This window comes from Nonomuraea sp. GTA35, assembly GCF_041950525.1.
Taxonomy (GTDB): domain Bacteria; phylum Actinomycetota; class Actinomycetes; order Streptosporangiales; family Streptosporangiaceae; genus Nonomuraea.
On sequence record NZ_JBGNUV010000009.1, the window covers coordinates 176614 to 203286 of the forward strand.

Sequence of the window (26673 nt, forward strand, 5' to 3'; positions counted from 1 at the left end):
CTGGGCCACACAGGAGGTCAACATCCCCTCCTGCCCTTATGTAACGGTTAAGAAAGGAAGCCGTCCTCCGCCTCGTGCCAGGACGCGACGGCCCGGCTCGCGGCCGGGGAGAGCGGCGGCCCTGTTCTCACATAGCGGTACGATTCGTCTTACGAGGTAAGACATGCCCTAGAGTCGCACAGCATGACACCTTGGGAGATGGTCGCGGTGCTCGCGGCCGGCGTCGCGGGCGGGGCCATCAACACCGTCGTCGGGTCCGGATCGCTGATCACGTTCCCCACGCTGCTCGCGGTGGGCCTGCCGCCGATCACGGCCAACGTCTCCAACAACATCGGGCTGGTCCCCGGCGGGCTGACCGGTGTCGCGGGTTACCGCGAGGAGCTGAAGGGCCAGCGCGACCGGCTGCTCCGGCTGGCGCCCGCGTCCGTGGCCGGCGCGCTGACGGGCGGGTTGCTGCTGCTCAACCTGCCGGAGAGCACGTTCACCGCGGTCGTGGTCGTGCTCATCGCGATCTCCAGCGCGCTGGTCGTGATCCAGCCCCGGCTCAGCCGCGCGCTGGCCGACCGGCCCCGGCGCGCGCACGGCGGCCCCTGGCTCTGGCTGGGCGCGCTGGCGGCCGGCGCGTACGGCGGCTACTTCGGCGCCGGGCAGGGCATCCTGCTCATCGGCCTGATGGGCATCCTCATCGACGAGGAGCTGCAGCGCGTCAACGCTGCCAAGAACGTGCTCGTCGTGCTGGTCAACGGCACGGCCGCCATCCTGTACGCGCTCGTCGCCGACGTGGACTGGACGGCGGTGCTGCTGGTGGCGACGGGCTCGATGGCGGGCGGGTTCCTCGGCGCGCGGCTGGGCCGCAGGCTGCCTGCCCCGATCCTGCGCGGCGTGATCGTGTGCATCGGCGTGGTGGCGATGGTGAAGCTCCTCACCGACTGAGGGATTGCGCCGTGATTCCTCTGCGGCTGCTCCGGCGCCCTGGAGCTGTTCGACTGGCCGTACCTCGTCGCGGAAGTGCCGGCGCTGCTCTCCCACGTTCGCCTAACCCGCCAGACCCAGGAGGAACGCGACCGGCACGAACGCGACCGCCAGCCCCGCCGCCCACCACCGCGGCGCGGGCCCGTCCCCGAGCACCGTGACGCCGAGCGGCACCAGCGCGACGACCAGCCCGGCCAGCGCCACCAGCGCGACCGGGTCCGTGCTGCCCTTGAGCACGCCCAGCGGCAGCGCCGCCGCCAGCGCCAGTGCCACGCTCCTGACCAGGCCCAGCGCCTTGGCCCGGTAGGCGCCGACGGCCAGCACGATCCAGCCGCCCATGATGCAGACGTTGGTCGCCTTGAACACGTGGAAGGCGCCGTACGTCCCCTCGACCGCCCGCTGCGCGGCCTCCAGCCCGAGCACGTCCACGAGCTGGAACGCCAGGTGGCTGACCCCGGCGTGGAACACCCGCCCGAACAGCCCGATCACGACCAGCGTGACGCCCCACCGCGCCCACGCGGACGGCCCGATGCGCCGGCCCAGCGCGGTCACGGCGGGCCACAGCAGCACGATCCCGGCCGCGTACAGGCCGTAGGACCAGGCCAGCCGTCCCGGGTCGGCGGCGAACGCGGCGAGCTGGCCGGGGAAGAAGTCGTCGTCGCCCACGCGGGCGAGCACCCCGGCGGCGAGCAGCAGGGGGCCCAGCACCGCACCGGCGCCCTCGACCCAGCGTCCTGGCATCTCCTGGTTCATACCGATCATCCAAGCGACGGCCGGACGCCCGCACACGGGCGCTACGGCGAGAGCCTCAGGTAGTGCCCGCACCACCCCCGGGCAGCGGCCGGTGCGCCACGTCGCGTGCGGCCTCGCGGTCCATGCCGAACATGCGCAGCACCTGCTCGGCCAGCTCGTCGCAGGCGTCCTCGTCCACCAGGCCGGGCTGCGACAGCCGGAGCTGCAGGAAGCCGAGCAGCGAGCCGCCGGCGCCGGCCAGGGCGACGATCGGGTTGGCGACGTGGAAGCGGCCCGCCTCGATGCCCTTGCGGATGTCGCGCAGCGCGCGCGGGGCCAGGCCCACGTCGGAGTCGAGGTACTGCAGCCCGGTACGGCTCAGGATGCGGGCCATCTGCGGGTGGGTGTCGACCATGCGGCCGGTCAGCCGTACGGAGGCGGCGAAGACCTCGGCCGGGTCGTCGAGGCCGGCGGTGAGCCGGTCGAGGAACTGCCCGTGCTCCTCCAGCACGTCGGTGATGGCGGCCTGGAACAGCTCGTCCTTGCTGCCGAAATGGTTGTAGAAGGAGCCGAACCCGACGTCGGCCGCCTCGGTGAGCTCCTGGATGCTCACCTCCGCCACACCCTGCCGCGCGAGGAACTCCCTGGCCGCGTCGATGAGCGCCTGCCTGGTGCGCGTCTTGCGCCGCTCCAGCCGTGACGCGGGCCGCTGATCCGGTTTCACGTTCTTCAGCATACCGACTTGACAGAGGCTTCCCTCATTTCTGATGATTTCATCACTAATGAGCGTCCAATCAACATGGGGGTGGTGATGGGAAGCGCACACGAGAACCTGCACAGCGAGCGCGGGCCGCTGCGGGGCGAGCATCCCGGCCGGTCACGGGATCCGGTGATCAAGGTGGTGGACCTGGCCTGGCTGGAGTTCGAGAAGACCGACCTCGACCGGGCCGAGACGTTCGCCCTCGACTTCGGCTTCGCGGTGGCCCGCCGGACGCGGGACGCGCTGTACCTGCGCGGCACCCTGCCGGGCACCCACTGCCTGGTGATCAGGAAGGGGCCGGGATCGCGCTTCGTGGGCCCCGCGTTCCTGGCCGCGACGCCCGGTGACCTGTCCAGGCTCGCCCGCGCCACCGGCTCCGACGTGCGGGAGCTGGGCGATCCCGGCGGCGGGCGGGTGGTGGAGCTGCGCGATCCCAGCGGCTTCCCGGTACGCGTCGTGCACGGCGTGGCCGAGCTGCCGCCGATGTCCGGCCAGCGGCCGGTGCCGATGAACGTCGGCGACGCCCGGCCCCGGATCAACGCCACGCAGCGCCCGGCACGCGAGCCGGCGCGGGTGCAGCGGCTGGGTCACGTCGTGCTGGAGACCAGGTGGTTCGAGCGGGCGCTCGGCTGGTACCTGGACACGCTCGGCATGATCGTCAGCGACTTCCTCTTCCTGGACGGGCAGCGCGACCGGGGCCCCACCATGGCGTTCGTGCGCTGCGACCGGGGCGGCGTGCCGGCCGACCACCACACCCTCGCCATGCACCTCGGGCCCGGCGTCGGGTACGTGCACTCGGCGTACCAGGTGGCGGACCTGGACGCGGTGGCCGCGGGCGGCGAGTACCTGGCCGGGCGCGGCTACCGGCGGGTGTGGGGCATCGGGCGGCACATCCAGGGGAGCCAGATCTTCGACTACTGGCGCGACCCCGACCGGCTGATGGTGGAGCACTTCGCCGACGGGGACCTGTTCGACTGCACGGTGGAGCCGGGGTGGGCGCCGATGTCCGCCGGCGGCCTGGCCCAGTGGGGGCCGCCGGTCACCCGCGACTTCCTCGGCACGAACCCCTCTCCCGAGCTGCTGCGCACGGTCTTCACGGCGCTGCGCGAGGACAACGAGATCGACGCCGCCCGCCTGCTGGGCCTGATGAAAGCGATGAGAGCGTGAGCGTCAACGTACTGCGTACCGAGCAGGGCTGGTGGGTCGAGCGCGACGGGCTGGCCCACGCGGTGGACACGGCCGCGCGGACCACGGCCGAGCTGCTCGCCGACCGGGCCGCCGTCCTGGCCCCCGCCGAGGAGGGCGTGCCGGTCGAGGAGCTGGAGCTGCGCTCCCCGGTCACGACGCCCTGCCGGGTGGTGGCCCAGATGGTGAACTACCGCTCGCACGCCCAGGACTCCGGGTTCGATCCGGGGCGGGTGCCGATCACGTTCTTCCGCAAGGCGTCCGGGTCGGTGGCGGGCCCGTACGACCCGATCGTCAAGCCGCGGCACGTGCGGCTGCTCGACTACGAGATCGAGCTGGGCCTGGTCATGGGGGCCGAGCTGCCGGTGGGGACGAGCGTGACGGAGGCCTCGCTGCCCGGCTACGTGGCCGGGCTGGTGGTCGCCAACGACGTGTCGGCCAGGGACGTGCAGCTCGCCAAGGGGCAGTTCTACGAGAGCAAGTCGTACCCGACGTTCACGCCGCTGGGGCCGCGGCTGGTGCTGCTGGACCGGGAGGAGTTCGGCCGGCTGGTGGACCTGCGGCTGCGGCTGTCGGTCAACCAGGTGCCGCGGCAGGACCGTACCGTGGCGGACATGATCGCCCGGCCGGCGGCGGCGCTGACCGAGCTGGCCAGGTTCCAGGCGCTCAGCCCCGGCGACGTGCTGCTGACCGGCACGCCCGGCGGCACGGCGCTCAAGGCTCCGCCCGCGGTGGTCGAGCGCATCGGGGCGCTGCTGCCGCCCGAGCTGAAGTGGAAGATCTTCTTCGACCGGCAGGCCCGGGTGCCCGCCTACCTCCGGGCGGGCGACGTGGTCAGCGCGCGCATCTCCACCGGCGACGGCGCCATCGACCTCGGCTGCCAGCGCACACTCGTGGAGTACGCGTGAACGTCGTGCCGGAGGCGCGCATCGGAACCGTGCCGGAGGCGCGCATCGGAACCGTGCCGGAGGCGCGCGGCGAGACCGTGGGGGAGGCGGGCGTCGAGACCGTTCCTGTTCTCGTCGCCGGGGCCGGGCCGACCGGGGTGGCGGCCGCCACGCTGCTGGCCGGGTACGGGGTGCGCAGCCTCGTCGTCGATCCGCATCCCGGCGTGTACCCGCTGCCGCGGGCGGTGCATCTCGACGACGAGGTGCACCGCATCCTGCAGCGGATGGACGTGGCCGAGGAGTTCACGGCGGTCAGCACGCCCGGGGCGGGCATGCGGCTGGTGGACGCCGGGCTGCGCACGATCGCCGAGTTCCGGCGGGATCGCGGGGCCGGGCGGCACGGGTGGCCGCAGGCGAACATGTTCGACCAGCCGGACCTGGAGTCCCTGCTGCGGGCGAACCTCTCCCGCCGCCCGGAGGTGGAGCTGCTGCCGTCGACCGAGGTCGTACGGGTCGAGCAGGAGGTGCGGGGGCCCGCTCCGGTGCGTGTCCTGCTGCGTGACGCCGGCGGCGGGCGGGCGCGGGAGGTGTGGGCGCACGCCGTGCTCGGCTGCGACGGGGCCAACAGCCTGATCCGGCGGGGCATCGGGGCACGCATGCGTGACCTGGGGTTCGCCGACCGGTGGCTGGTGGTGGACGTGCGGTGCGCGGAGCCGCTGGACGTCTGGGACGGCACGTACCAGGTGTGCGATCCGGAGCGGGCGGCCACGTTCATGCGGATCGGGCCGGAGCGGTACCGGTGGGAGTTCCGGATGCGGGAGGGGGAGACGGAGGCCGAGCTGACCCGGCCCGAGCGGCTGGCTGGGCTGCTCGGGCCGTGGGTGGCGGGCGTGCCCCTGGAGAGGCTGACGGTGTTGCGGCAGGCCGCCTACACCTTCCGGGCGCAGGTGGCGGATCGGTGGCGGCGCGGGCGGGTGTTCCTGCTCGGTGACGCCGCGCATCTGACGCCGCCGTTCATCGGGCAGGGCATGGGCGCCGGGCTGCGGGACGCGGCCAACCTCGCCTGGAAGCTGGCGCTCGTGCTGTCGGAGGGTGGCTCCGAGCGGCTGCTGGACACGTACGAGGCCGAGCGGGCGCCGCACGTCACCCGGACCGTCCGGCTAGCCGTCACGATCGGGCGGGCGATGACGGGCGGGCGGGAGCGGGGCGCGTCCGTGCGGCGGCTGCTGCTCACCCGGGCCGGGCGCCTACCCGCCGCCCACGCCCTGGCGGTCCGCGGCACGTCGCCCCGCCTGCGCGCCGGGCCGCTCGTCCGGGGCGTGGCCGGGCTTCCCGGGACGCTGGCGCCGCAGCCGTGGGTGGAGGCGCGCGGGGATGCGGGCGAGCGGCTGGTCCGGCTCGACGACCTGCTCGGCGACTCCTTCGCCGTCCTCACCCTCGGCCCGCTCCACGAGGACCTGGCCGCCCTGGCACGCCGCCTGCGAGCGGTCGTCGTCCACGTGCGCCGGCCGCCCCTCGCGGGTGGCGCCGGCCGCGCTGATGGCGCGGGTGGCACGCGCCAGGCTGGGGGCGCGGGTGGCGCCGGCGGTGCTGGTGGCGTGTGCGCGGGTGACACGGCGGTCGTGGTCGCCGACGGGACGCTCGAACGGTGGTTGCGGGACGCGCGGGCGGCGGCCGTGCTGGTGCGGCCGGACCGCGTCGTCCTGGCCGCCGCGCCCTTCCCGAGCCGGCCGGGGCCGGTCGGAGCGGCGATCGCCCGCGACGCCGCCGCGTGGTTGCCCCTCCTGCCGCCGACGCGCACCGCCCGCGCCACCGACACCCCGAATACCCTCCGCGCCGCCGACCGCGCCGGCACCCCGGGCGCCGTTCCCCTCGACCTCCTGGAGACCCATGAGTGACCTCGCCCTGCTTCGCCGCGCGGGCCTGCACGTCGTCGAGACGGCGGCCCCCGTGCTCGGCTTCACCCTCGTCTACGCCACCACCCAGCGCCTCCCCCTGGCCCTGACCGTGGCCCTGTGCCTGGCGGCGGGGGTGGCGGTCTACCGGTTCACGCACGCCCACAGCCTCCTGCCCGCGATCGGCGGTTTCGGGCTGGCGGCGGGCGCGGCGGCGATCGCCGCGCTGTCCGGCGAGGCGACCGACTTCTTCCTGCCCGTCTTGGTCATCCGGGGCACGGTCGTGGCCGTGACCCCGATCCTGCTGCTGCTCCGCCTGCCGCCGGTCGCCGTGGCGGCCGGGGTGCTGACCGGGCGCGGCCACGGCTGGCGCCGCGACCCGGTGCGGCTGCGGGCGTACACGATCGTGAACCTCGGCTGGATGCTCGGCGAGGGCGCGCTCGTGGCCAACCAGGCGCGCCTGTACCTGGCCGACAGGGCCGTGGCCATGGGCGCGTTCAAGCTGCTGGTCGAGATCCCCCTGCACGTGTTGATGGTGGCCCTGATGTGGGCCGGCTACCGCCGACTGACCCGAGGAGTACGTTCATGACGACCACCGTGACCCTGACCGGCACCGGCGTGCCGATCCCTTCGCCCGGCCGCGCCGGGGCGGGCGTGCTGGTCAGGTACGGCGAGACGGCCCTGCAGTTCGACGCGGGCCGTGCGACGGTGCTGCGCCTGACCGAGGCGGGCACGGGCCTGCACGAGCTGAGCGCGCTGTTCGTCACGCACGTGCACAGCGACCACGTGATCGGCCTGCCGGACGTGGTGATGGGCCGGTGGATCCAGGACCACGTGTGGCGGACGGGCCCGCTGGAGGTGCACGTGCCGGAGGGCGAGGCGGCCGGCTTCGTGGATCGCATGCTGGACCCGTACGCGGCCGACATCGCGCTGCGCATGGAGCACGTGCAGGCGGTGCCGCCCGAGGCGCGGCTGCGGACGTTCGCCGCGAAGGCCACGCCGCAGGAGGTGTGGCGGGGCGGCGACGTCACGGTGGAGGCCGTGGCGGTGCACCACGAGCCGGTGCCGGACGCGGTGGCGTACCGGGTCAGGACCCCGGACGCCACGGTCGTGATCTCGGGTGACACGCGGGTGTGCGAGGAGGTCGAGGAGCTGAGCCGGGGCGCGGACGTGCTGGTGCACGAGGCGTGCAGGACGACGGCGCTGAGCGGGGCGATCGCGGGCACGCCGTTCGAGAAGATCTTCTCCTACCACGCCGACACGGTGGCGCTCGGCGGCCTGGCCGGGCGCGCCGGGGTCGGGCATCTCGTGCTCACCCACCTGATCCCGGCGCCGGACGACGAGGCGGGAGAGGCGGAGTTCGTCGCCGACGTGCGCTCCGGCGGCTACGGCGGCCGGGTCAGCGTGGGCCGGGACCTGATGTCCGTCACCGTGGACTGACCTCCCCGGCGGTGCTCTCCCGGACGATGAGCCGGTGGGGCACCACGATCTCGGGGGGCGTGCCGAGCTCTCCCCGGATGGACTCCAGCAGCGTGTCCACCGCCCGCCGCGCGATCTCCCCCTTGTCGGGGGCGACCGTCGTCAGGCTGGGCGTGCTGTACTGGCCCTCCTCGATGTCGTCCAGCCCGACCACGGCCACGTCGTCGGGGACGCGGCGGCCCGCCCTGGTCAGCGCCCTGATCGCGCCCAGGGCGAGCAGGTCGTTGTAGCAGAACACCGCGTCGGGCGGCTCGGGCAGGGCCAGCAGCCGCTCCATGGCCGCGGCGCCCAGCCGCCGGTGGAAGTGCGCGGTGGGCACGATCAGCTCGTCGTCCACGTCCAGCCCGGCGCGGGCGTGCGCCTGCCGGTAGCCGGCGGTGCGGAGCTGGGCCGTCTCCCCCGTCGCGTACGGCTGGTCGCCGATGGCGGCCACCCGGCGGCGGCCCAGCTCCAGCAGGTGCGCGGTGGCGTCGCGGGCGGCGGCCACGTTGTCGATGGCGACGTGGGGGAAGCTGCCGTTGAAGATGTGCTCGCCGAGCAGCACGATCGGCACGCGGTTGCCCCGGGCGCGCAGCTCCTCGGCGGAGACCGACAGCGGGCTGAGCAGCAGGCCGTCGAACATCGTGGCCCGCGAGTCGCGCCCGAGCAGCTCGCGCTCCCTGTCGCCGTCGCCGTCGGTCTGGTCGATCATCACCACGTAGCCGTGCGCGCGGGCGGCCTTGATCACCTCGCGGGCCAGCTCGGCGAAGTACGGCACGTCCAGCTCGGGCACCACGAGGGCGATCATGCCCGTGCGGCCCTGTTTGAGGTTGCGGGCGATGAGGTTGGGGCGGTAGTCGAGCTCGTCGAGCGCCACCTGCACCCGGGCCCGCAGCTCGTCGGAGACCGGCGCGTAACCGTTGACGACGTTGGACACCGTACGGATGGACACGTTCGCCAGTTTCGCGACGTCGCGCAGGGTTGGACCGGCCATGCGTCTCCTATACCTCCGGGTGCCGTTCTTGGGAAGATCCTAAACCTGGCCTTGCATCGTTGCAGACGAGTATGCATTATGTCTGCATCGTTGCAGAGCGCTCACCACGCCCTTCCCCGTCCGGCGAGGAGTCGAAGATGACTACATCCCCCATTGGCCGCCGCGGCTTTCTCAAGGGAGCCGTCGGCATCGGCGCGCTCGCCGCCACCGGCTCGCTGGCCGCCGCGTGCGCGGCCCCGGGCGGCACGAGCGCGCAGCCGAGCAAGCTGGCCGCGCCGGCCGCGTCCGGCTCCGCCGCCAAGGGCGAGATCACGATCTGGAACCGGTCGGGGGACCTGTTCAAGGTGTTCGACGCCGCGATCGCCAAGTTCCGCCAGGCGTACCCGAACGTCAAGGTGAACCACCAGGCCGTGGACATCGACGCCAAGCTGGCCAACACGCTGATCAGCGGCACCGACGTGCCCGACGGCAGCTTCTGGGACGACGCCAAGATCGGCGGGCAGGCGGAGCACCTGTTCGACCTGACGGACCTGATCGCGCCGTACAAGGACCAGACCTCGGCGTACAAGCTGTCGGTGAACACCGTGGACGGCAAGATCTACGGCGTCCCGTGGGACCTGGACCCCGGCCTGCTCTGGTACCGCGAGGACGTCCTGGAGAGCGCCGGCGTCGACCCGGCGAGCCTGGCCACGTACGACGACCTGCTCGCCGCCTCCAGGACGATCAAGGAGAAGGACCCCAGGACCAGGCCCATCCACCTGGAGAAGACCCCGTTCCTCAGCCAGCTCTGGCTGGAGATGCTGGCCAACCAGCAGGGCACGGGCCTCACCGACGCGCAGGGCAAGCTGCGGCTCGACTCCGAGGAGTACCGGCGGATCTTCACCTGGATCCAGACCGCGGTCAAGGACGGCCTCGTCACCCACGCCCCCTACCTGGAGCAGGCCGACGTCAACACGCTCGACAACGGCCAGCAGGTGTTCGTGCCGTGGGCGATCTGGTGGTCGTTCGCGCCGCAGCAGCTCCTCAAGAACACCAAGGGCAAGTGGCGGGCCGCGCCGCTGCCCGCCTGGACGCCGGGCGGCGCGCGCAGCGGCGCGATGGGCGGCAGCAGCTTCATCATCCCCGCCAAGGCCAGGAACCCGGAGCTGGCCTGGCTGCTGTACGAGTTCCTGTGCTTCAAGGAGCCCGGCTACACCGCCGTGTACGGCCCCAACGACGTCTACCCCGGCGGCCTGTCCACCTCCATCCCCAGCTACACCCCCGCCGCTGACCCGGCCAAGCCGTTGTTCAAGCCGATCGAGGCGCTCGGCGGCCAGGACCTGTGGAAGGTCGCCGTCGAGGCGGGCGCGAGCATCCCGGCCGCCGCGCCGATCCCGTGGTGGTGGGCGCAGTCGGTGGACTACCTCGGCAACAACATGCAACGCCTGATGGAAGGCAAGATGTCTCCGGACCAAGTGATCAGCGAGTCGGCCGAGAAGATCCAGAAGAACCTGATCGACCGCTCATGAGGTTGCGCTCCGTACGGCTGACGCCGTACCTGTTCATCGCCCCGTTCTTCGCGGTCTTCGGCGCGTTCGGGCTCTACCCGCTGATCTACGCGCTGCAGCTCAGCTTCATGCGCTGGCGGGGCGGGAGCGGGGCCCGCTGGGTCGGCCTCGACAACTACCTCTACCTGCTGACCAGCACGGAGTTCTGGGCCTCGCTGGGCAACAGCGCCGTCATGTGGCTGCTCATCGTGCCGATCCAGATCGTGGCGGGGCTGGGCGGCGCGGTGCTGCTGGCCAACGCCAAGCTGCGGCTGCGCGGGTTCTTCCGGGTGGCGTTCATCGCGCCGTTCGTGACCCCGCTGGTGGCCATGGCGCAGGTGTGGATCGTGGTGTTCGACCAGGACTACGGCCTGATCAACTACCTGCTCAACCTGGTGGGCCTGCCCGACGTGGGCTGGCTGACCTCCACGGCGTGGTCCAAGCCCACGCTGGCGCTGCTGTTCCTGTGGAAGACCACCGGGTTCGCGATCATCATCCTGCTCGCGGGCCTGCAGGCCGTCCCCGGCGGCGTGTACGAGGCCGCCTCGCTCGACGGCGCCTCCCGCTGGCGCCAGTTCTGGTCGATCACCGTGCCGCTGGTGCGCAGGAGCATGGCGTTCCTCGTGGTCATCCAGACGCTGGCCGTCTTCCAGATGTTCGCCGAGCCGTTCGTGGTCACCGAGGGCGGCCCGTACGGCTCCACCACCACCGCGGGGCTCTACCTGTACGACCACATCACCGCCTCCGACCTGGGCACCGGCGCCGCGAACTCGTTCCTGCTGGTCCTGCTGGTCTTCGGCCTGTCGCTGGTCTCGGTCAGGATGCTGCGCCCGAAGGACGAGGTGTCATGAGCCAGAACAGGCCCGGAGCCGGGCAGTACGTGCTGCTGACGCTGCTCGCGATCGTGTTCCTGTACCCGATCTGGTGGGCGGTCAGCTCCTCGCTCAAACCGGCGGCCGAGATCATCGCCAGCCCGCTGTCGATCGGCGAGCTGACGCTGGACAACTACCGGGCGATGTTCGCCGACGTGCCGATCGGCACCGGGTTCCTGAACACGGCGATCGTGCTGCTGGTCAAGGGCGGGATGACGATGGTCTTCTGCCCGCTGGCCGGCTACGCCTTCGCCAAGTACGACTTCCCGTTCAAGAACCTGCTCTTCGGCGTCGTGCTGCTGACGCTGATGCTGCCGACACTGGTGCTGATCATCCCCCTGCTGCTGGAGATGAGCGCGCTGGGCTGGGTGAACACGTACCAGGCGCTGATCCTGCCGGGCAGCGTCGACGCGTTCAGCATCTTCTGGATGCGGCAGACGATCGCCGCCATCCCGAACGAGCTGATCGACGCCGGGCGGGTGGACGGGGCCGGCGAGTTCGGCATCTTCTACAAGGTCGTGCTGCCGGTCATCCGGCCGGGCCTGGCCGCGCTGGCCGTGCTGACCACCATGAACATCTACAACGACTTCGTCTGGCCGGTCGTCGCCGTCAACGACACCGCGCACCAGACCCTCCAGGTGGTGCTGTCCACGCTGGCCCAGAACGTCACCGGCAACCGCATCGGCGCCGACTTCGCCACCGTGTGGGGCGAGCTGCTGGCCGCCGGGAGCATCGCCATGCTGCCCCTGCTGGTGATCTTCGTACTGCTTCAGCGCCACTTCATCAACGGCATCCTCGCGGGCAGCGTCAAGGGCTGACCCGGATCATGAAAGAGAGCATCATGGAGTACCCCCGCCCCCACTTCGACCGGTCACACTCCTGGTCGAGCCTGAACGGCGACTGGGACTTCCGGGCCGACACCGAGCAGGACTACGACCGGACCATCACCGTGCCCTTCGCCTGGGAGACCCCCGCGTCGGGCATCGAGGCCCACTGGCTGCCCGTGGCCTGGTACCGCCGCACGTTCACCGTTCCCGCCGGTTGGGCGGGGCAGCGGGTCGTGATCCAGTTCGGCGCCGTGCACCACGAGGCCACCGTGTGGGTGAACGACGTCGAGGTGGCCCGCCACCGCGGCGGGTACACGCCGTTCGAGGCCGACATCACCGACGCCCTGCGGGACGGCGACCAGACGGTGGTCGTACGGGTCTCGGCGCCGCTGGACAAGCGCGAGATCGCGCACGGCAAGCAGCGCAGCATCCCGCGCGACGACTTCGACGGCGTCTGCTTCACGCCCTCCTCGGGCATCTGGCAGAGCGTCTGGCTGGAGGCCAGGCCGGCGACGTACCTGGCGGGGCTGAAGCTGCGCCCGGCTGACGGGCTGGACGCCATCGAGGTCGAGGCCCGCGTGTCCGGCGCCGCCGAGGCCACGCTGGTGCTGAGCCTGCGCGGCACCGACGTGAGCGTCGAGGTCCCGGTCGTGAACGGCCTGGCGGAGACCGTGATCCCGGTCGCCGAGCCGCGCCTGTGGTCGCCCGAGGACCCGCACCTGTACCACGTGGACGCCACGCTGACCTCGGCCGACGGCACCGACACCGTCGCCGCCTACACCGGGCTGCGCCGCATCGAGGTGATCGGCGAGGACCTGTACCTCAACGGCGGCCGCCTGTTCGTGCGCGGCGTGCTCGACCAGGGGTACTGGCCGCTGACCGGCATCACCCCGCCCGACGACGCCGCGCTGCGCCGCGACCTCGAACTGGCCGCGGCGGCCGGCTACAACCTGGTGCGCAAGCATCTCAAGCTGGAGGACCCGCGCTTCGTCCACCACGCCGACGTGCTCGGCATGCTGGTGTGGGCCGAGCCGGCCGCGACCGGTCGCTTCTCCGCCGACTCGGTGGCGGCGTTCGAGGAGCAGATCGCGCCCATGGTCGAGCGCGACGGCAACTCCCCCGCGGTCATCATCTGGGGCCTGTACAACGAGGAGTGGGGCCTCGACTGGGACATCCCCGGCGACCCGGCCAAGCAGGCGGCGACCGCGCAGGCGTACGACCTGCTCAAGGCGCTCGACGCGAGCAGGCCCGCCGTCGACAACTCCGGCTGGACGCACGTCAAGACGGACCTGCTCGACTGGCACTACTACGACGAGTCCGCCGCCTCCTGGGGGAAGACGGTCGCCGCCCTGCTGAACGGCGAGCAGGACGACTTCCCCGTCAAGCTCGGCCCCGACTTCGTGGTGCGCAAGAAGCTCGCCGGCGCCCCCGGCCAGCCGCTGCGCGGCCTGCCCAACCTCAACAGCGAGTACGGCACCGGCTTCACCTCCGTCGAGCGCGGCTGGCAGCTGCGCTGGCAGACCCAGGAGCTGCGCCGCCACGACCGCGTGGCCGGCTACGTCTACACCGAGCTGTACGACATCGAGCACGAGTCGGCCGGCCTGCTCGACTTCGAGCGCCGCGCCAAGGACCTGGCCGGGGTGGACCCGGCCGACGTGAACGCCACGACCACGCTCGTGCTCGACGTGGTGCCCGTCGCGCCCGGCCGCGACCTGCTCAGCGAGTCGCGCGAGGTGAGCGTGCCCGTACGCGTCTCGCACCACGGAGGCGAGCCGGTCAACGGCCACCTGCACACCGCCTGGACCCCCGTCTTCGGCCCCGCGCCTTCTGCCCCCGGGGCGGAAGGCCCGTGGATCGAGGCCAAGCCGTTCCTGCTCAGCGCCGCCGCCGAGGTGCGCGCCGAGCTGCCGGACGGCTGGACCAGCGGGCGCCTGCACATCGCCCTGATCAGCGACGGCGCGGTCGTGGCCCGCTCCGCCGTGGACGTCGACACCTACACCGGCTTCGTCATCGGAGACAACCGCTAAAGGAGACCAGTAGTGCGGCTTACACCCCCCGCGCGGCTCGTGACCGCGTTAGCCCTCATCGCCACCTGCCTCGGAGCGCTGGCCGGCCCCGCCTCGGCGGCCCCCGCCGGCCAGGTGCTCTACTCCCCGAACCTGACCACGTTCCCCCAGGGTGACGCCAGCTACCCGAGGGCGATCAGGCTCGACCACGACGGCTCGGCGAACGAGACGATGCTCGCCACGTTCGCCAAGCGCGGCCACAACGCGCCCGCCTCGTTCCCCGTCCACCGCAGCACCGACGGCGGCCGGACCTGGTCGGCGAACCCGATCTCCACCATCACCTCCCACACCCCGGGCTGGGGAATCGGGGCGCCGGTCCTGTACGAGGTGCCGCGCACGGCCAACGGCCTCAACCAGGGCGACGTCCTGGCCGCCGGGACCGCCTGGGTGGACGGCGACTACACGGCGCAGAAGGTCGAGGTGTTCAAGAGCACCGACCACGGCGTGACGTGGACGTACCTGTCCAACTGCACGCAGACCAGCGGCCTGCCCGACACGATCGGGCACGGCATCTGGGAGCCGTGGTTCCTGCTCGCCCCGAACAACACCCTGGCCTGCTTCATCTCCGACGAGCGGCCCGCGGGCAGCGCCACGAACAACCAGGTCATCGGCCACTACACCTCCACCAACGGCGGCCAGACGTGGAGCGCCACGATGACCCTGGACGTGGCCTTCCCCGCCGACAACCTGGCCAGGCCCGGCATGTCGATCGTGACGGGGCTGCCGAACGGCACGTTCCTGATGGCGTACGAGCTGTGCAGGGACGCCACGGACGCCGACCACGCGTGCGAGGTGTACGTCAAGACCAGCTCCGACGGCCTCAACTGGGGCTCGGGAGCCGGGACCCTCGTGCGCACCGCGGACCAGCGGGAGCTGCTGCACACCCCGTACGTCGCCTGGCTGCCGGGCGGCGGCGCCAACGGCACGCTGCTGATGTCGGGCCAGCGCGTCGTGGCGGGGCCGACCGGCAACAAGACGGTGCTGGGCGAGTCCGGCCAGGTGCTGTTCGCCAACACCAACCTGGGCGCCGGCGAGTGGACCGAGATCGAGGCGCCGGCGATCACCTCGCCCACCGGGGGCTACAACCCCGGCGAGCCGTCCTGCCCCGGCTACAGCTCGCCCATCGTGCCGTCCGCGAACGGCACCGGCTTCCTCTACCTGACCGCGACCCACCTGACGGGCAACCAGTGCCAGGTCAGGTACGGCCTCGGCACGCTGCCCGGCAAGGCCGTCCGGGTCACCGGCCCCGGCGGCAAGTGCCTGGACGTCGACACCAACACCAACGCCAACGGCAACGCCGCCCAGCTCTGGGACTGCGGCGCCGCCACCGGCCAGCGCTGGTCCAAGCACCCCGAGGGCAGCCTGCGCGCCTTCGGCAAGTGCCTGGACGTCGACGCGCAGGGCACCGCCAACCACACCAAGGTGCAGCTCTGGGAGTGCAACGGCAGCGGCGCCCAGAAGTGGACGCACCGCTCGGACGGCTCCCTGTTCAACCCGCAGTCGGGCCGCTGCCTGGACGCCCCGCAGGGCGCCACCGCCAACGGCACGAAGCTGCAGATCTACGACTGCAACGGCCTGTTCCCGCAGCAGTGGACCATCCCCGCCTGACGGGGAAACCCCGGGGGCGTGGCGAGCAGGTCGCCACGCCCCTGTGGCGAGCAGGTCACCGCGCCCTCCGCCCTTGCCCGGTCAGGCGAACGGCTGGGCCATCTGGTCGAGCGTCTCGTTCATGACCTCGCGCAACGTGCGCGCCTCGCGCTCCTCGGTCCACAGGTGCGTGGCCACCCGCAGCCCCACCAGGAAGGCCGCGGCCAGCACCCTGGGCGGCACCGTGGCGGGCCGGTCCCCGACCGCCTCCACGAGGTCGCGTTCCAGGGCCGCGTGGTTGGCGAGCTGGCGGGCCAGCAGCGAGGGGTGGCGCTTGGCGAGGCGGGCGCGCAGGGCCCACTCGCGCTCCGGCTCCCCCAGCTCCCGGTACAGATCCTCGACGGAGGCCCGCAGCGCCTGCCAGGCGGTGAGCCCGGCGGGCTGGGCGCGCACCTGCTCGACCAGGGCGAGGATGCGCTGCTCCTCCCCGTAGAGGAGCGCGTCCTCCTTGCCGGAGAAGTAGTTGGAAAACGTCCGCCGCGAGATGTTGGCGGCGTCGGCGATCGCCTCGACGGTGACGGCGTCGAGACCGTGCTCGACCACGAGCCGCAGGGCCGCCTCGTGCACGGCCTGACGGGTCTCGGCCTTCTTGCGTTCCCGCAGCCCCACCGTGGTCTCCATGATGGACGTCAGCCTACCCGTGGCGGGCGTGCGAGCCCCGGCTGCGGTCAGGGCTCGCACAAGATCATTATCGCGCATCAAGATCACTTGTGGGACCTCGCACGGGGTGGATGGACGAAACAGTGACAAGCCAGCACACTCGCGAGGTGAATGGAGAGAACCTGCCACTGTTACGGAGACCCCGATGGCAAGCCTGGCTTCTCCTGCGCTGGTCGGGCGGGACACCCCGCTGCGATTACTCATCGGCGCCATCACCTGCCCGCCCGCCGTCATCCAGGTGCAGGGCGAGGCGGGGATCGGCAAGACCAGCCTCGTCCGAGCCGCGATCGAGCCGCTCACCTCGCCCGGCAGGACCGTGCTGATCGGCCACTGTCACCAGATCCGCGAGCCGTTCCCGTACGGGCCGGTGTTCGACGCGCTGCGCCACGTCGCGGCGGCCCTGCCCGGCCGCGACCGGCTCAGCCCGGTCACCGGAGCGCTCCGCGGCTACCTGCCCGAGCTGGCGGGACACCTGCCGCCCGCACCGTCCCCGCCGCCCATGGGCGACCCGCGCGCCGAGCGGCACCACCTCTTCCGTGCCGTGCACGCGCTGCTGGGCGCTGCCGGGATGGTGGTGCTGGTCGTCGAGGACCTGCACTGGGCCGACGACGGCACCCGGGACCTGCTGCGCTTCCTCACCGACCAGCCGCCCGAGGGGCTGGCGCTGGTGGTGACGTTCCGCCGGGAGGAGCTGCCGGTGCCTGGGCTGCCGTTCGGGCACGCGTACCGGCGGGCGCCCGGGGTGCGCAGCGAGGTGATCTCGCTGACGCCGCTCGACGTCGAGGGCGTGCGCAGGCTGGCGGGGGCGCTGCTCGCGTCGAACCCCGGCATGGCGTTCGCCGCCAAGCTGCACGAGCGCACGGCCGGGGTGCCGTTCGTGATCGAGGAGGTGGTCCGGACGCTGCTGGACGGCGAAAACCGCCTGCCCGAGCCCGAGGCGCTCGACCGGATGGGCGTGCCGGTGCTGCTGCGCGAGGCCATGGCGGAACGCCTCACCGGGCTGTCACCCGCCGCACTCCGCGCCGTCCGCGCCGCCGCCGTCCTCCGGCTCCCCGCGGAAGAACCGCTGATCAACGCCGTCTCCGGCGCCCCGGGACCGCACCGGCCCCGCCCCGAGGAGCCGGGGCAGGCACCGCACGGCGAGTCAGGGCTGAGCGAGGCGTTGCGGGCCGGGGTGCTGCGCGAGCAGCCCGACGGCCTGTACGGCTTCCGCCACGCCCTCGCCCAGCAGGCCGTCTACGACGCCATCCCCGGCCCCGACCGCAGGCTCACGCACCGCCGCGCCATGGCCGCGCTGGCCGCGCTCGACCCGCCGCCCCTCGTCCAGCTCGCCCACCACGCCCGCCACGCCGGCGACTTCGCCGCGTGGCAGCGGCACGGCAGCGCCGCCGCCGATCACTCCGCCGCGATCGGCGACATCCCGCTGGCCGTGGAGCTGCTGGAAGGGCTGCTCGCCGACCCGAAACTGCCCAGGCAGGCGCGCGGGCCGCTGGCGCTCAGGCTCAGCCGCGTCGCCGCCATCGGCCTGTCGCACCGCCGCGTCGTCCGCATCCTGCGCCACCTCCTGTCCGACGACTTCCTGTCACGCCGGGTACGCGGCGAGGCCCGGCTCAACCTCGGCGTGCTGCTGTCCAACCAGGCCGGCGCGATCACCGCGGGCCGGCAGGAGATCCTCGCCGCGCTCCCCGACCTGGCCGACAGCCCCTGCCTGGCCGCCCGCGGCCTGGCTCTGCTGGCCATGCCCGTGTGGGGCGGCGAGCCGCTGGCCATGCACGAGGAGTGGATGGCGCAGGCGGAGAAGCTGCTGGTGGAGGGCCAGGATCCCGAGCTGGCGGCCGCCGTCCAGGCCAACAAGGTGAGCATGGCCATGCTCGTCGGCTTGCCCGACGCGTTCGAGCTGGCCGGCACGCTGCCGGTCAACGACCCGTCCACCGCCGTGCGCAGGCAGGTGGCGCGCGGCTACTCCAACCTGTACGACGCCGCGCTCGCACTCGGCCACTACGCCGCCGCCGGGCGGTTCGCCGAGCGGAGCAGGCGCGTCGCCGAGGAGACCGGCGCGCTGTACCCGGCGTTCCTGGTGGAGATGTCGTCGATCCGGCTCGACCTGCTGACCGGCCGCTGGGACGGCCTGCGCGAGCGGGCGCTGGCCGCCGTCGAGATGACGTACGAGGCGCCGCTGCTCGCGGTGGAGGCCCGGCTCGCGCTCGGCGTGCTGGCCCTGGCCAGGGGCGAGTGGGACGAGGCAGGCGAGCACCTGGAGGCGGCCGGCGTGCGGGACCTGGACTCGGGGTTCCTGCCGGTCGCCGTGGCGGGGTCGAGCGGGCTGGTCGAGCTCCACCTGACCAGGGGCGCGCTGGAGCCGGCGCTGGCGGCGGCCGACCTGGCGGTCACCCGGCTGCGGCGCAAGGGCGTGTGGGTGTGGGGCGACCAGCTCGTCCCCGCGGCCGTCGCCGCCCTGGTGAAGGCGGGCCGGTCGGCGGAGGCGGCCAGGCTGGTCGGCGAGTTCGCGGCGGGCATCGAGGGCCGGGACGCGCCCTCCGCGCACGCCGGGCACGACCTGGCCAGAGGCGTGCTGGCCGCCGACGCGGGCAGACCCGACGAGGCGGCGCGGTGTTACGCGCGGGCGCGGGCGGCGTACCTGGCGATGCCGCGCCCGTACGCGGCGGCCCGCGCGGCCGAGCTGGAGGCGGACGCCTGGCTGGCCGCGGCGAGCCAGGGCGGCGCGACCGGACCGGACGCCGCCGCGCGCCGCGCACTCGCGGGACGAGAGCAGGCCGACGATCCGGAGCGGACCTCGCACCGGGAGCGGGCCGCCGCGCTGGTCGCTGAGGCCGCCGACCGGTACGCGTCGCTCGGCGCCACGCACGACGCCGCCCGCTGCCGCCGCCTCCTGCGCGAGCTCGGGCCCGACCGCCCGCCGGCCCGCCGCGGCAGGAAGGCCCGCGCCGGGGTGTTGTCGCCGCGCGAGAGCGAGGTGGCCAGGCTGGTGGCGCTGGGCCGGACGAACAGGGAGATCGCCGAGGTGCTGTTCCTGTCCCAGCGCACGGTGGACACGCACGTCGCCCGCGTGCTGCAGAAGCTGGGCGTGCGCACGCGGGCGGAGGTGAGAGAGCCCCGGCCGGAGGACCGGCCGGGGCCCGTCACCCCCGAGTCGTGAGGGCGGCTAGACGGTGACGCTCCACGAGTCGAGGTACCCGGTGTCACCCGAGTAGACGTCCTCGATGTCGAGCACCCACGTGCCGGCCGCCTGCTGGCTCACCGGTACGGAGAACGTCCTGGTCCCGTACGGGGTGCAGGTCGTGCCGCCGTACCGGTCGACCGCGTACCAGGTGCCGTTGGGCCCGCGCAGCCAGATGTCGAGGTCCTCCGCGCACGTGTGGCTGATCGTGATGGACACCCGGACCGGCGAGGTCGCGGCGCCCGTCGCGGTGGAGGAGATCGAGCTCTGGGTGTTGCCGAAGTCGGCGATCGGGTAATCGGTGTCGTTGGTGAACGTCCTGCCGCCCGACGTGCCCTGGACGGTCAGCGCGTACGTCGCCGTCCGCGTGGCCGTCTCGCCCGTGCCGGTCACCGTGACGGTGTAGCTGCCGGCGGGGGTGGTGGGCGCGGTCGAGATCGTCAGCGTGGCCGACCCGCCGGAGGTCACCGAGGCCGGGTCGAACGTGGCCGTGGCGCCGGTCGGGAGGCCGGAGGCCGCCAGGTTCACGGTCTGGGCGGTGCCGGCCGTGGTGCTGGTGCCGATGGTGGACGTGGCCGCCGAGCCCGCCTGCACGGTGCCGCTCGCCGGGTTCGCCGAGATCGAGAAGTCCCGGGTGGGCGGGGTGCCGCCGACCGCCTGCTTCCAGACCGCGTACATGGCCGCGTCCGCCGCCCGGTCGAGCACGGTGTCGTTGATGTTGCTGGTGGTGTCGCAGGAGGCGTGGTAGCACGGGTCGTACGCGCGCCCGGCCGTGCCGCCCCACTTGGCCGCCTGCGCCGAGGTCTTGGTGGCGCTGGCGCCGGCCGCGACGCCCGAGCTGGCGATGCCCGCGTTGCGGAAGGAGGCGTCGTCGGAGCGGTTGGCGCCCTCGACGTTCTCCTCGGGCTGCAGGTTCAGCCGGTCGTAGAACTCCTTGAGGTACGCCGCCCCGGCGGTGTTGATGTTGTTGATGAAGTAGCCGCCGTTGGTGGAGCCCGTCATGTCGTAGTTGTAGTAGACCTGGATCCGCTGCCGCTCGGCGGCGCTGAGCGAGGCCACGTAGTACTCCGACCCGTTGAGCCCCTGCTCCTCGTCGGTCCACCAGCCGAACCTGACGTGCTTGGCCGGCGTCGGGTTGCGCTGCGCGAAGGTCAGCGCGACCTCCAGGAGGTTCGCCGAGCCCGAGGCGTTGTCGTTGATGCCGGGCCCCGCCGCCACGCTGTCGAGGTGCGCGCCGGACATGATGACCTGGTTGGCGTCACCGCCCGGCCAGTCGGCGATCAGGTTCGGGCCCGCGCCGCTGCTGCAGTAGGAGGTGGTGCAGCTCTGCCTGACCACGGTGTAGCCGGCCGCGCGCAGCCTGTCCTCGATGTACGACACCGACTGCAGGTATCCGCCGCCCGTGGACCTGCGGTTCCCGCCGTTGCCGCTCGCGATCGACTGGAACTGCGCCAGGTGCGCCTTGACGTTGGCCAGGCTGATGTCCGGCGGGTCACCGGGGTTCGGCCCCTGGCCGACCGTGAGCGTGTACGTGGCGGTGTGCGAGGTCGAGCCGGCGCCCGTCACCGTGATCGGGTACGTGCCCTGCGGCGTGGCCGAGCCCACCCGCACCGTCAGCGTCGAGGTGTTGCCCGAGGTCACCGACGCGGGGCTGAAGCTCGCGGTGGTGCCGGACGGCAGGCCGGACGCCGACAGGTTCACGGTCTGGGCGCCGCCCGAGGTGGTCTGCGTGTTGACCGTGACCGTGAGCTGCTGGCCCGGCGACGCGCTGCCGGAGGACGGGTTGAGCGTGAGCGAGAAGTCGTTGCCCGGCGTGCCGCACGCGGGCTCACCCGACGCCGCCGCCACGCTGACCGCGCTCCAGGCGGCCTTGGTGGTGTTGCACTCCACGCTGCTCGCGCCGTACAGCTCGATGACGGCCGCGACGGAGGCGGCGCGGACGTTCGAGTAACGCCAGGTCGAGGTCTTGCGGGAGAGCGCACCCATGAAGATCTTGCCGGCCTTCTGGATGCCGATGCCGGTGACCGACGCGGGGCCGCCCGAGCAGATCGGGCTGGACGGCTTGCCACCGCCCGGGTTGCTGCCCTCGGCCAGCAGGTAGAACCAGTGGTTCAGCGGGCCGGCCGCCGCGTGCACCTCGGTGCTCGGGATCGAGGAGGACCAGCAGTTCGGGTCGCCGAGCGCGCCCGGGTTGTACATGTTGCGGATCGGGCCCTGCCCGACCAGGTTGACCTCCTCGCCGACCAGGTAGTCCGGCGGGTCGTTGGGGTTGTTCGCGTAGTGCTCGGTGAGCGCGCCGAAGATGTCGCCGGTGCCCTCGTTGATGCCGCCGTTCTCGTTGCCGGAGCCGGCGCCGCCCGGGGTGGTCTGGAAGATGGCGTGCCCGTACTCGTGGGCCACGACGTCGATGGGGGTGGCCTGCGCGGTGTTGGCCTGGTTGTGGCCGAAGTTGGTGTAGCTGCCGTTCCAGTAGGCGTTGACCTGGTTCAGCCCGACCCGCGCGGGGAAGCCACGGCCGCTGCCGTTGATGCCGTTGCGGCCCAGCCAGTCACGCAGCATCTCCCACTCGCGCTGGACGCCGTAGAGCGCGTCCACGCACGCGGTCTCCAGGTTGGTGCCCGAGCCGTTGCCCCACGCGTCGTCCGTGCCGGTGTAGGCGCTGCCGTTCTGCCCGCCGCACTGGATGCCGGGCCTGGTGGTGTCGGTCATCGAGTACGAGCTGCCGGAGCCGCTCGTGCCGATCGTCACCTGGCCGTTGTAGTAGCCGTTGCCTGTGCCGGCGCGGACGAGGTCGTAGGAGTCGGCGATCTTCCCGGTGCGGGCGTCCACGAACACGTGCTGGATGCTCGGCTGCCCTCCCGCGATGCCGCTGACCACGGACTCCCACGTCAGCTTGGGCCGCTCGCCCCAGGCCAGCACGACCAGGCGCGGCTCGGCCGTGTCGTCCACCCGCTCCAGCCGGGTCCTCGCGACCTCCGTGGCCCGTTCGGCGCTGATCGTGGCCCGGGTCGGCACGCCCCGCGGGCTCGGCCCCGAGGCCGCCACCGTGTCCCTGACGTGCCCCGCCGCGTCGGTGACCACGACGGCGTCGCCGCCCACCATGGGCAGCCCCTTGTACGTGCGCTCGTACGCCACGTAGAACATGTCACTCGCGCCCGGCGTCACCGAGACCCTGCTGTACGCCTCGTCCGGACCCCTGGTGAGCTCGTCGAGCTGGCTGGAGACGGCCTTGTCGGCGACCGCCGCCGCGAGCGAGGCGGGATCGGCCGCCGCCGCGAGCGTGCTCTCCTGCGACCTGGCGGCCCCTGGAGGGGCGGCGTTCGCGGGTGACACCACGGTCGCGGCCGTGGCGACGCCCGCGACCGCGGCGAGTAAGGCTTTGCGTTTCACGGCTGTCGTGCTCCTTTCGGCGGTTCCCTGAGCCGCCGGCGCTGGTGGGCGCGCGGCGGCCCGCGCGTAACCCGGGATCGCCTGGGTTCGCGGTGGTGTCAGGGAAATGGGGGGTGATGGGGGGTGATGGGAAAGCGAGCGGACCGTTTCGCCTTGTTGCCGCCCGACGCTAAGCCCTCCGTGACGGCGGGAAAATACGTAGGTGCATCGGTAGGCATACCGATAATTCCGTTTCGCCAGGTGAGGTGGGGGACAATCGGGGGCGTGCAGTTCGGTGTCCTGGGTCCGCTCGCGGTGTGGCGCGCCGACGGGGACCCGGTCGCCGTCGGCGGGCCCCGGCCGCGCGCGCTGCTGGCGATGCTGCTGCTCGACGCGGGGCGGCTGGTCAGCGTCGAGCGGCTCATCGACGGCCAGTACGGCGACCGGCCCCCGTCCGGCGCGGCCAACGCCGTGCAGGCACAGGTCTCCCGGCTCAGGCGGCAGCTGCCCGCCGAGCTGATCGAGTTCCACGGGACGGGCTACCGGCTGGCGGTCGAGCGTGGCCGCGTGGACGCGCACCGCTTCGAGCGGCTGGCGCGGGAGGGGCGCGGCCTGCTCGCGGCGGGGTCGCACGCCAGGGCCGCCGCGGTGTTGCGGGAAGGGCTGGGGCTGTGGCGCGGCCCGGCGTTCGCGGACGTGGCCGACGCGCCGTTCGCGGGGCCGCAGGCGGTGCGGCTGGAGGAGCTGCGGCTGGCCGCCACCGAGGACCTGTACGAGGCCGAGCTGTCGTTGCCCGACGCCGGGCCCGCCGCCGGGCTGCGCGAGCTGGTGGCCGCCCATCCGCTGCGCGAACGGGCACGCGGGCTGCTGATGCGGGCCCTGCACGCGGCGGGGCGGCAGGCGGAGGCGCTGGCCGCGTACGAGGAAGGGCGGCGGCTGCTCGCCGACGGGCTCGGCGCGGACCCGTCACCCGAGCTGGCGGCCCTGCACCTGGAGATCCTGCGCGGCTCGCGGGCACGCACGACGCGTACGGCGCCGCCCGCGCAGCTCACCAGCTTCGTGGGCCGCGAGGACGAGCTCGCGCGGCTGGCCGCCCTGGGCGGGGCCCGCCTGGTCACGATCGTCGGGCCCGGCGGAACGGGCAAGACCCGCCTGGCCATCGAGGCGGCCACCCGCCGCCCACCCGGCGGGCCGCGGGCCGCCGATGCGGTCGCGTTCGCAGACCTGTCGCTCGTGGACGCCCCGTCGGGCGGCCCCGCGGGTCGGCCGGCGGGCGGGCCGGCCGCCGGTGCGCGCGGCGGGGCAGACACCGGTGCGGCCGGCGGGCCACCCGGCGGGGCGGCCGGTGGTGCGGCCGGTGGGCAGGTGGCGCAGGTCGTGCTCGGGGCGCTCGGGTTGCGGGAGCCCGCGCTCAGGCCGGCCGCCGCCGGCGGGCCCGATCCCGTCGAGCGGATCGTCGCCGCGCTGGCCGGGCAGGAGTCGCTGCTCGTGCTGGACAACTGCGAGCACGTCGTCACCGAGGCCGCCACGCTCGCGCGCCGCCTGCTCGCCGCGTGCCCCGGCCTGACCATCTGGGCCACCAGCAGGGAGCCGCTGGGCATCACCGGCGAGCACCTCGTCCCGCTCGCGCCCCTGCCCACCCCGCCCCCGGGCGCGCCGGACCCGCTCGGCTACCCGGCGGTCCGGCTGTTCGCCGACCGGGCGGCGGCCGTACGGCAGGGGTTCTCGCCCGGGCCCCGCGACCTGGACGCGGTGCTGCGGATCTGCGCCGCGCTCGACGGGCTGCCGCTGGCCATCGAGCTGGCGGCGGCACGGGTGCGCACCTTCGGGGTGGCGGAGATCGCCGACCGGCTGGCCGAGCACGGCCGCTTCCGGCTGCTCTCGCGCGGCGACCGCACGGCCGCCGCCCGCCACCAGACCCTGCACGCGGTGGTGGAGTGGAGCTGGAGCCTGCTCGGGCCCGAGGAGCAGGCGCTGGCCAGGCGCCTGTCGGTGTTCACCGGCGGCGCCACGCTGGAGGCGGTCGAACGCGTCTGCGGCGCGACCCGCGCCCGGACGGACCTGGCGGACGCGCTGGCCGATCTGGTGGACAAGTCGCTGGTGGAAACCGACGGCGAGCGTTACCAGATGCTCGACACCATCCGCCTGTTCTGCCTGGAGCGGCTGGCGGAGGCGGGTGAGGAGGAGCGGCTGCGGCGGGCCCATGCCGCCTGGTTCCTGGAGTTCGCGGAGCGCGCGCACGAGCGCCTCTACCGGGCCGAGCAGCTCGAATGGCTGGCCTCGTTGTCGGCCGACAACGCCAACCTTCAGGCGGCCCTGCGCTGGAGCGTGGAGCACGACAGGCCGACCGCGTGGCGGCTGGTGGGCACGCTCGGCATGTACTGGTGGCTGACCGGGCGGCGCGGCCAGGCCGTCCGGCACGCCGAACGCCTCCTCGACACCACCGGCGGCGAACCGCCCGCCGGGCTGGCGGAGGAGTACGTGCTGGCCGTGCTGCACGCCGTGCCCGACGCCGGTTCGCCGCACTGGGCGCGGGCGAAGGAGATCGTCGCGTCGCTCGACCGGCCGATGCGCTACCGGTTCGGCGTGGCGCTGTGGGGCATGATCGCGGGACCGCCCGAAGGCGGGATGACGGCGGAGCGGGAGCGGCTGGTGCTCGGCACCGACTCGTGGAGCCGGGCGCTCAACCTCCTCGGCACCACGCTGATGACGCTGCACGGCGGGCTGCTCGCCGAGGCCGAGTCCGGGCTGGAGCGGGTGCTGGCGGGATTCGGGGAGTTGGGCGAGCGCTGGGGCATGGGGCAGGCGCTCGACTGGCTGGCCCTCCTCGCGAGCTGGCGCGGCGACCGGCGGCGGGCGATGGGCCTGTGGGAGCGGGCGCTCGCCCTGTTCGCGGAGCTCGGCGCGCTCGACGAGCTGGCGGACGTCCTGAGCAGGCGGGCCCACGCGCACTGGCGGGCGGGCGACGCCGAGGCCGCGCGCGCCGACAACGAGCGGGCGGGCGAGCTGGAGCGGCGGCTGGGCCGGCCGGAGCTGATGGCCTGGGTGCAGCTCCAGCTCGGGGACATCGCCCGGCTCCAGGGTGATCTCCCCGAGGCGGCCAGGCGGCTCGACGCGGCGATGTCCGGCTCGGAGACCGGCGCGTTCACGGCCGGAGGGACGAGGTCACGCGTCCACACGGCGCTGGGCCGGCTGGCGGCGGCCCAGGGTGACGGGGAGCGGGCCGCACGCATGCACGCCGAGGCGCTGGCCGCCGCGCTGGGCTCGCCGCTGGCCAACGACGTGGCCGAGGTCGCGGAGGGGCTGGCGGGCCAGTCCCTCTTCGAGGCGACGCACGGGCAGCAGGACGAGGGCCGGGCCGGGGAGCATCGGCACGCGGCGGCCTGGCGGGCGGCGTCGTTGCTCGGGATCGGGGCGGCGGCCCGGGGCACGGCCGTGGCCGGGGATCATGACGTGGCCGCGACCGCCGCCGGCGCCACCCGCGTGCTGGGGCCCGAGGCGTTCGCGGCGGCGTACGCGAAGGGCGCGGCGATGAGCCGCGAGGAGGCGCTGACAGCCCTGCGCGAGGCCGCCGGCCGGTAGCCGCCGTGCGCGTCGCGTCGCGACCGGGAGCCCGGAGCGCCGCTGACACTCGCGCCCCGCACT

Annotated in this window: 18 protein-coding genes; 13 read left to right on the forward strand and 5 right to left on the reverse strand. The window is 73.4% G+C overall.

Annotation, left to right across the window (positions count from 1 at the left end; genetic code table 11):
• The first annotated feature begins 183 nt into the window (after nt 1–183).
• Nucleotides 184–933 carry a sulfite exporter TauE/SafE family protein gene (locus ACBJ32_RS35180; RefSeq protein WP_375130422.1) on the forward strand — a complete coding sequence of 250 codons (750 nt, stop codon included), beginning with the start codon at nt 184–186 and terminating at the stop codon, nt 931–933.
• A gap of 102 nt (nt 934–1035) precedes the next feature.
• Here the strand turns inward: ACBJ32_RS35180 and ACBJ32_RS35185 are convergent, their stop codons facing one another.
• Nucleotides 1036–1713 carry a hypothetical protein gene (locus ACBJ32_RS35185; RefSeq protein ID WP_375130423.1) on the reverse strand — a complete coding sequence of 226 codons (678 nt, stop codon included), beginning with the start codon at nt 1711–1713 and terminating at the stop codon, nt 1036–1038.
• A gap of 67 nt (nt 1714–1780) precedes the next feature.
• Entirely contained in the window at nt 1781–2428 is a 648-nt protein-coding gene (locus tag ACBJ32_RS35190; protein ID WP_375130424.1) for a TetR/AcrR family transcriptional regulator, read from the reverse strand.
• Between the two features lie 87 nt (nt 2429–2515).
• Between ACBJ32_RS35190 and ACBJ32_RS35195 the strand changes: the two genes are divergently transcribed.
• Genes ACBJ32_RS35195 through ACBJ32_RS35215 form a run of 5 tightly spaced genes read left to right on the forward strand, consistent with a single transcriptional unit; the run spans nt 2516 to nt 7871 of the window.
• Nucleotides 2516–3631 (forward strand): VOC family protein, encoded by a 1116-nt coding sequence (locus tag ACBJ32_RS35195; RefSeq protein WP_375130425.1) that lies wholly within the window; start codon nt 2516–2518, stop codon nt 3629–3631.
• Complete coding sequence (locus ACBJ32_RS35200; RefSeq protein WP_375130426.1) at nt 3628–4557, forward strand: fumarylacetoacetate hydrolase family protein; 930 nt, start codon at nt 3628–3630, stop codon at nt 4555–4557. Before ACBJ32_RS35195 ends, ACBJ32_RS35200 begins: the two co-directional genes overlap by 4 nt.
• Entirely contained in the window at nt 4554–6434 is a 1881-nt protein-coding gene (locus tag ACBJ32_RS35205) for a bifunctional 3-(3-hydroxy-phenyl)propionate/3-hydroxycinnamic acid hydroxylase (protein ID WP_375130427.1), read from the forward strand. Before ACBJ32_RS35200 ends, ACBJ32_RS35205 begins: the two co-directional genes overlap by 4 nt.
• A complete protein-coding gene (locus tag ACBJ32_RS35210; RefSeq protein ID WP_375130428.1) occupies nt 6427–7020 on the forward strand; it encodes a DUF3159 domain-containing protein in 594 nt (197 codons plus the stop codon). Before ACBJ32_RS35205 ends, ACBJ32_RS35210 begins: the two co-directional genes overlap by 8 nt.
• The gene (locus ACBJ32_RS35215) at nt 7017–7871 is read left to right on the forward strand and encodes an MBL fold metallo-hydrolase (protein ID WP_375130429.1); all 855 of its coding nucleotides are present in this window, start codon (nt 7017–7019) and stop codon (nt 7869–7871) included. The genes ACBJ32_RS35210 and ACBJ32_RS35215 overlap by 4 nt, the downstream gene beginning before the upstream one ends.
• Here ACBJ32_RS35215 and ACBJ32_RS35220 read toward each other — a convergent pair.
• Nucleotides 7858–8883, reverse strand: coding sequence for a LacI family DNA-binding transcriptional regulator (locus tag ACBJ32_RS35220; protein ID WP_375130430.1), 1026 nt, complete (start codon nt 8881–8883; stop codon nt 7858–7860). The genes ACBJ32_RS35215 and ACBJ32_RS35220 overlap by 14 nt on opposite strands.
• A gap of 137 nt (nt 8884–9020) precedes the next feature.
• Between ACBJ32_RS35220 and ACBJ32_RS35225 the strand changes: the two genes are divergently transcribed.
• From ACBJ32_RS35225 to ACBJ32_RS35245, 5 genes are read left to right on the forward strand one after another with little or no spacing between them, the layout of a single operon-like run.
• On the forward strand, nt 9021–10391 hold the full coding sequence (locus ACBJ32_RS35225; RefSeq protein ID WP_375130431.1) for an ABC transporter substrate-binding protein: 1371 nt from the start codon (nt 9021–9023) through the stop codon (nt 10389–10391).
• A complete protein-coding gene (locus ACBJ32_RS35230) occupies nt 10388–11260 on the forward strand; it encodes a sugar ABC transporter permease (RefSeq protein ID WP_357882257.1) in 873 nt (290 codons plus the stop codon). The genes ACBJ32_RS35225 and ACBJ32_RS35230 overlap by 4 nt, the downstream gene beginning before the upstream one ends.
• Nucleotides 11257–12099 carry a carbohydrate ABC transporter permease gene (locus tag ACBJ32_RS35235; RefSeq protein ID WP_375130432.1) on the forward strand — a complete coding sequence of 281 codons (843 nt, stop codon included), beginning with the start codon at nt 11257–11259 and terminating at the stop codon, nt 12097–12099. The genes ACBJ32_RS35230 and ACBJ32_RS35235 overlap by 4 nt, the downstream gene beginning before the upstream one ends.
• Before the next feature lie 23 nt (nt 12100–12122).
• Nucleotides 12123–14135, forward strand: coding sequence for a glycoside hydrolase family 2 protein (locus ACBJ32_RS35240; protein ID WP_375130433.1), 2013 nt, complete (start codon nt 12123–12125; stop codon nt 14133–14135).
• 12 nt (nt 14136–14147) lie between these two features.
• Nucleotides 14148–15782, forward strand: a complete 1635-nt coding sequence (locus ACBJ32_RS35245; protein ID WP_375130434.1) for a ricin-type beta-trefoil lectin domain protein — start codon at nt 14148–14150, stop codon at nt 15780–15782.
• Between the two features lie 81 nt (nt 15783–15863).
• Here the strand turns inward: ACBJ32_RS35245 and ACBJ32_RS35250 are convergent, their stop codons facing one another.
• Complete coding sequence (locus tag ACBJ32_RS35250; RefSeq protein WP_357882269.1) at nt 15864–16442, reverse strand: TetR family transcriptional regulator; 579 nt, start codon at nt 16440–16442, stop codon at nt 15864–15866.
• A gap of 184 nt (nt 16443–16626) precedes the next feature.
• Here ACBJ32_RS35250 and ACBJ32_RS35255 point away from each other — a divergent pair, with 184 nt between their 5' ends.
• A complete protein-coding gene (locus tag ACBJ32_RS35255; protein ID WP_375130435.1) occupies nt 16627–19638 on the forward strand; it encodes an AAA family ATPase in 3012 nt (1003 codons plus the stop codon).
• Between the two features lie 6 nt (nt 19639–19644).
• Here the strand turns inward: ACBJ32_RS35255 and ACBJ32_RS35260 are convergent, their stop codons facing one another.
• Entirely contained in the window at nt 19645–23049 is a 3405-nt protein-coding gene (locus ACBJ32_RS35260; RefSeq protein WP_375130436.1) for a M28 family peptidase, read from the reverse strand.
• Between the two features lie 264 nt (nt 23050–23313).
• On the opposite strand from ACBJ32_RS35260, the gene ACBJ32_RS35265 reads away from it, so the two are divergent.
• Nucleotides 23314–26610 (forward strand): BTAD domain-containing putative transcriptional regulator, encoded by a 3297-nt coding sequence (locus ACBJ32_RS35265; protein ID WP_375130437.1) that lies wholly within the window; start codon nt 23314–23316, stop codon nt 26608–26610.
• The last annotated feature ends 63 nt before the right edge of the window (nt 26611–26673 follow it).

Bases quoted from the DNA above. Each gene is read 5' to 3' on its own strand.
- ACBJ32_RS35180 (WP_375130422.1), top strand. From the start codon at position 184: ATGACACCTTGGGAGATGGTCGCGGTGCTCGCGGCCGGCGTCGCGGGC.
- ACBJ32_RS35185 (WP_375130423.1), bottom strand. From the start codon at position 1,713: ATGCCAGGACGCTGGGTCGAGGGCGCCGGTGCGGTGCTGGGCCCCCTG.
- ACBJ32_RS35195 (WP_375130425.1), top strand. From the start codon at position 2,516: ATGGGAAGCGCACACGAGAACCTGCACAGCGAGCGCGGGCCGCTGCGG.
- ACBJ32_RS35210 (WP_375130428.1), top strand. From the start codon at position 6,427: ATGAGTGACCTCGCCCTGCTTCGCCGCGCGGGCCTGCACGTCGTCGAG.
- ACBJ32_RS35215 (WP_375130429.1), top strand. From the start codon at position 7,017: ATGACGACCACCGTGACCCTGACCGGCACCGGCGTGCCGATCCCTTCG.
- ACBJ32_RS35220 (WP_375130430.1), bottom strand. From the start codon at position 8,883: ATGGCCGGTCCAACCCTGCGCGACGTCGCGAAACTGGCGAACGTGTCC.
- ACBJ32_RS35225 (WP_375130431.1), top strand. From the start codon at position 9,021: ATGACTACATCCCCCATTGGCCGCCGCGGCTTTCTCAAGGGAGCCGTC.
- ACBJ32_RS35230 (WP_357882257.1), top strand. From the start codon at position 10,388: ATGAGGTTGCGCTCCGTACGGCTGACGCCGTACCTGTTCATCGCCCCG.
- ACBJ32_RS35235 (WP_375130432.1), top strand. From the start codon at position 11,257: ATGAGCCAGAACAGGCCCGGAGCCGGGCAGTACGTGCTGCTGACGCTG.
- ACBJ32_RS35240 (WP_375130433.1), top strand. From the start codon at position 12,123: ATGGAGTACCCCCGCCCCCACTTCGACCGGTCACACTCCTGGTCGAGC.
- ACBJ32_RS35250 (WP_357882269.1), bottom strand. From the start codon at position 16,442: ATGGAGACCACGGTGGGGCTGCGGGAACGCAAGAAGGCCGAGACCCGT.
- ACBJ32_RS35255 (WP_375130435.1), top strand. From the start codon at position 16,627: ATGGCAAGCCTGGCTTCTCCTGCGCTGGTCGGGCGGGACACCCCGCTG.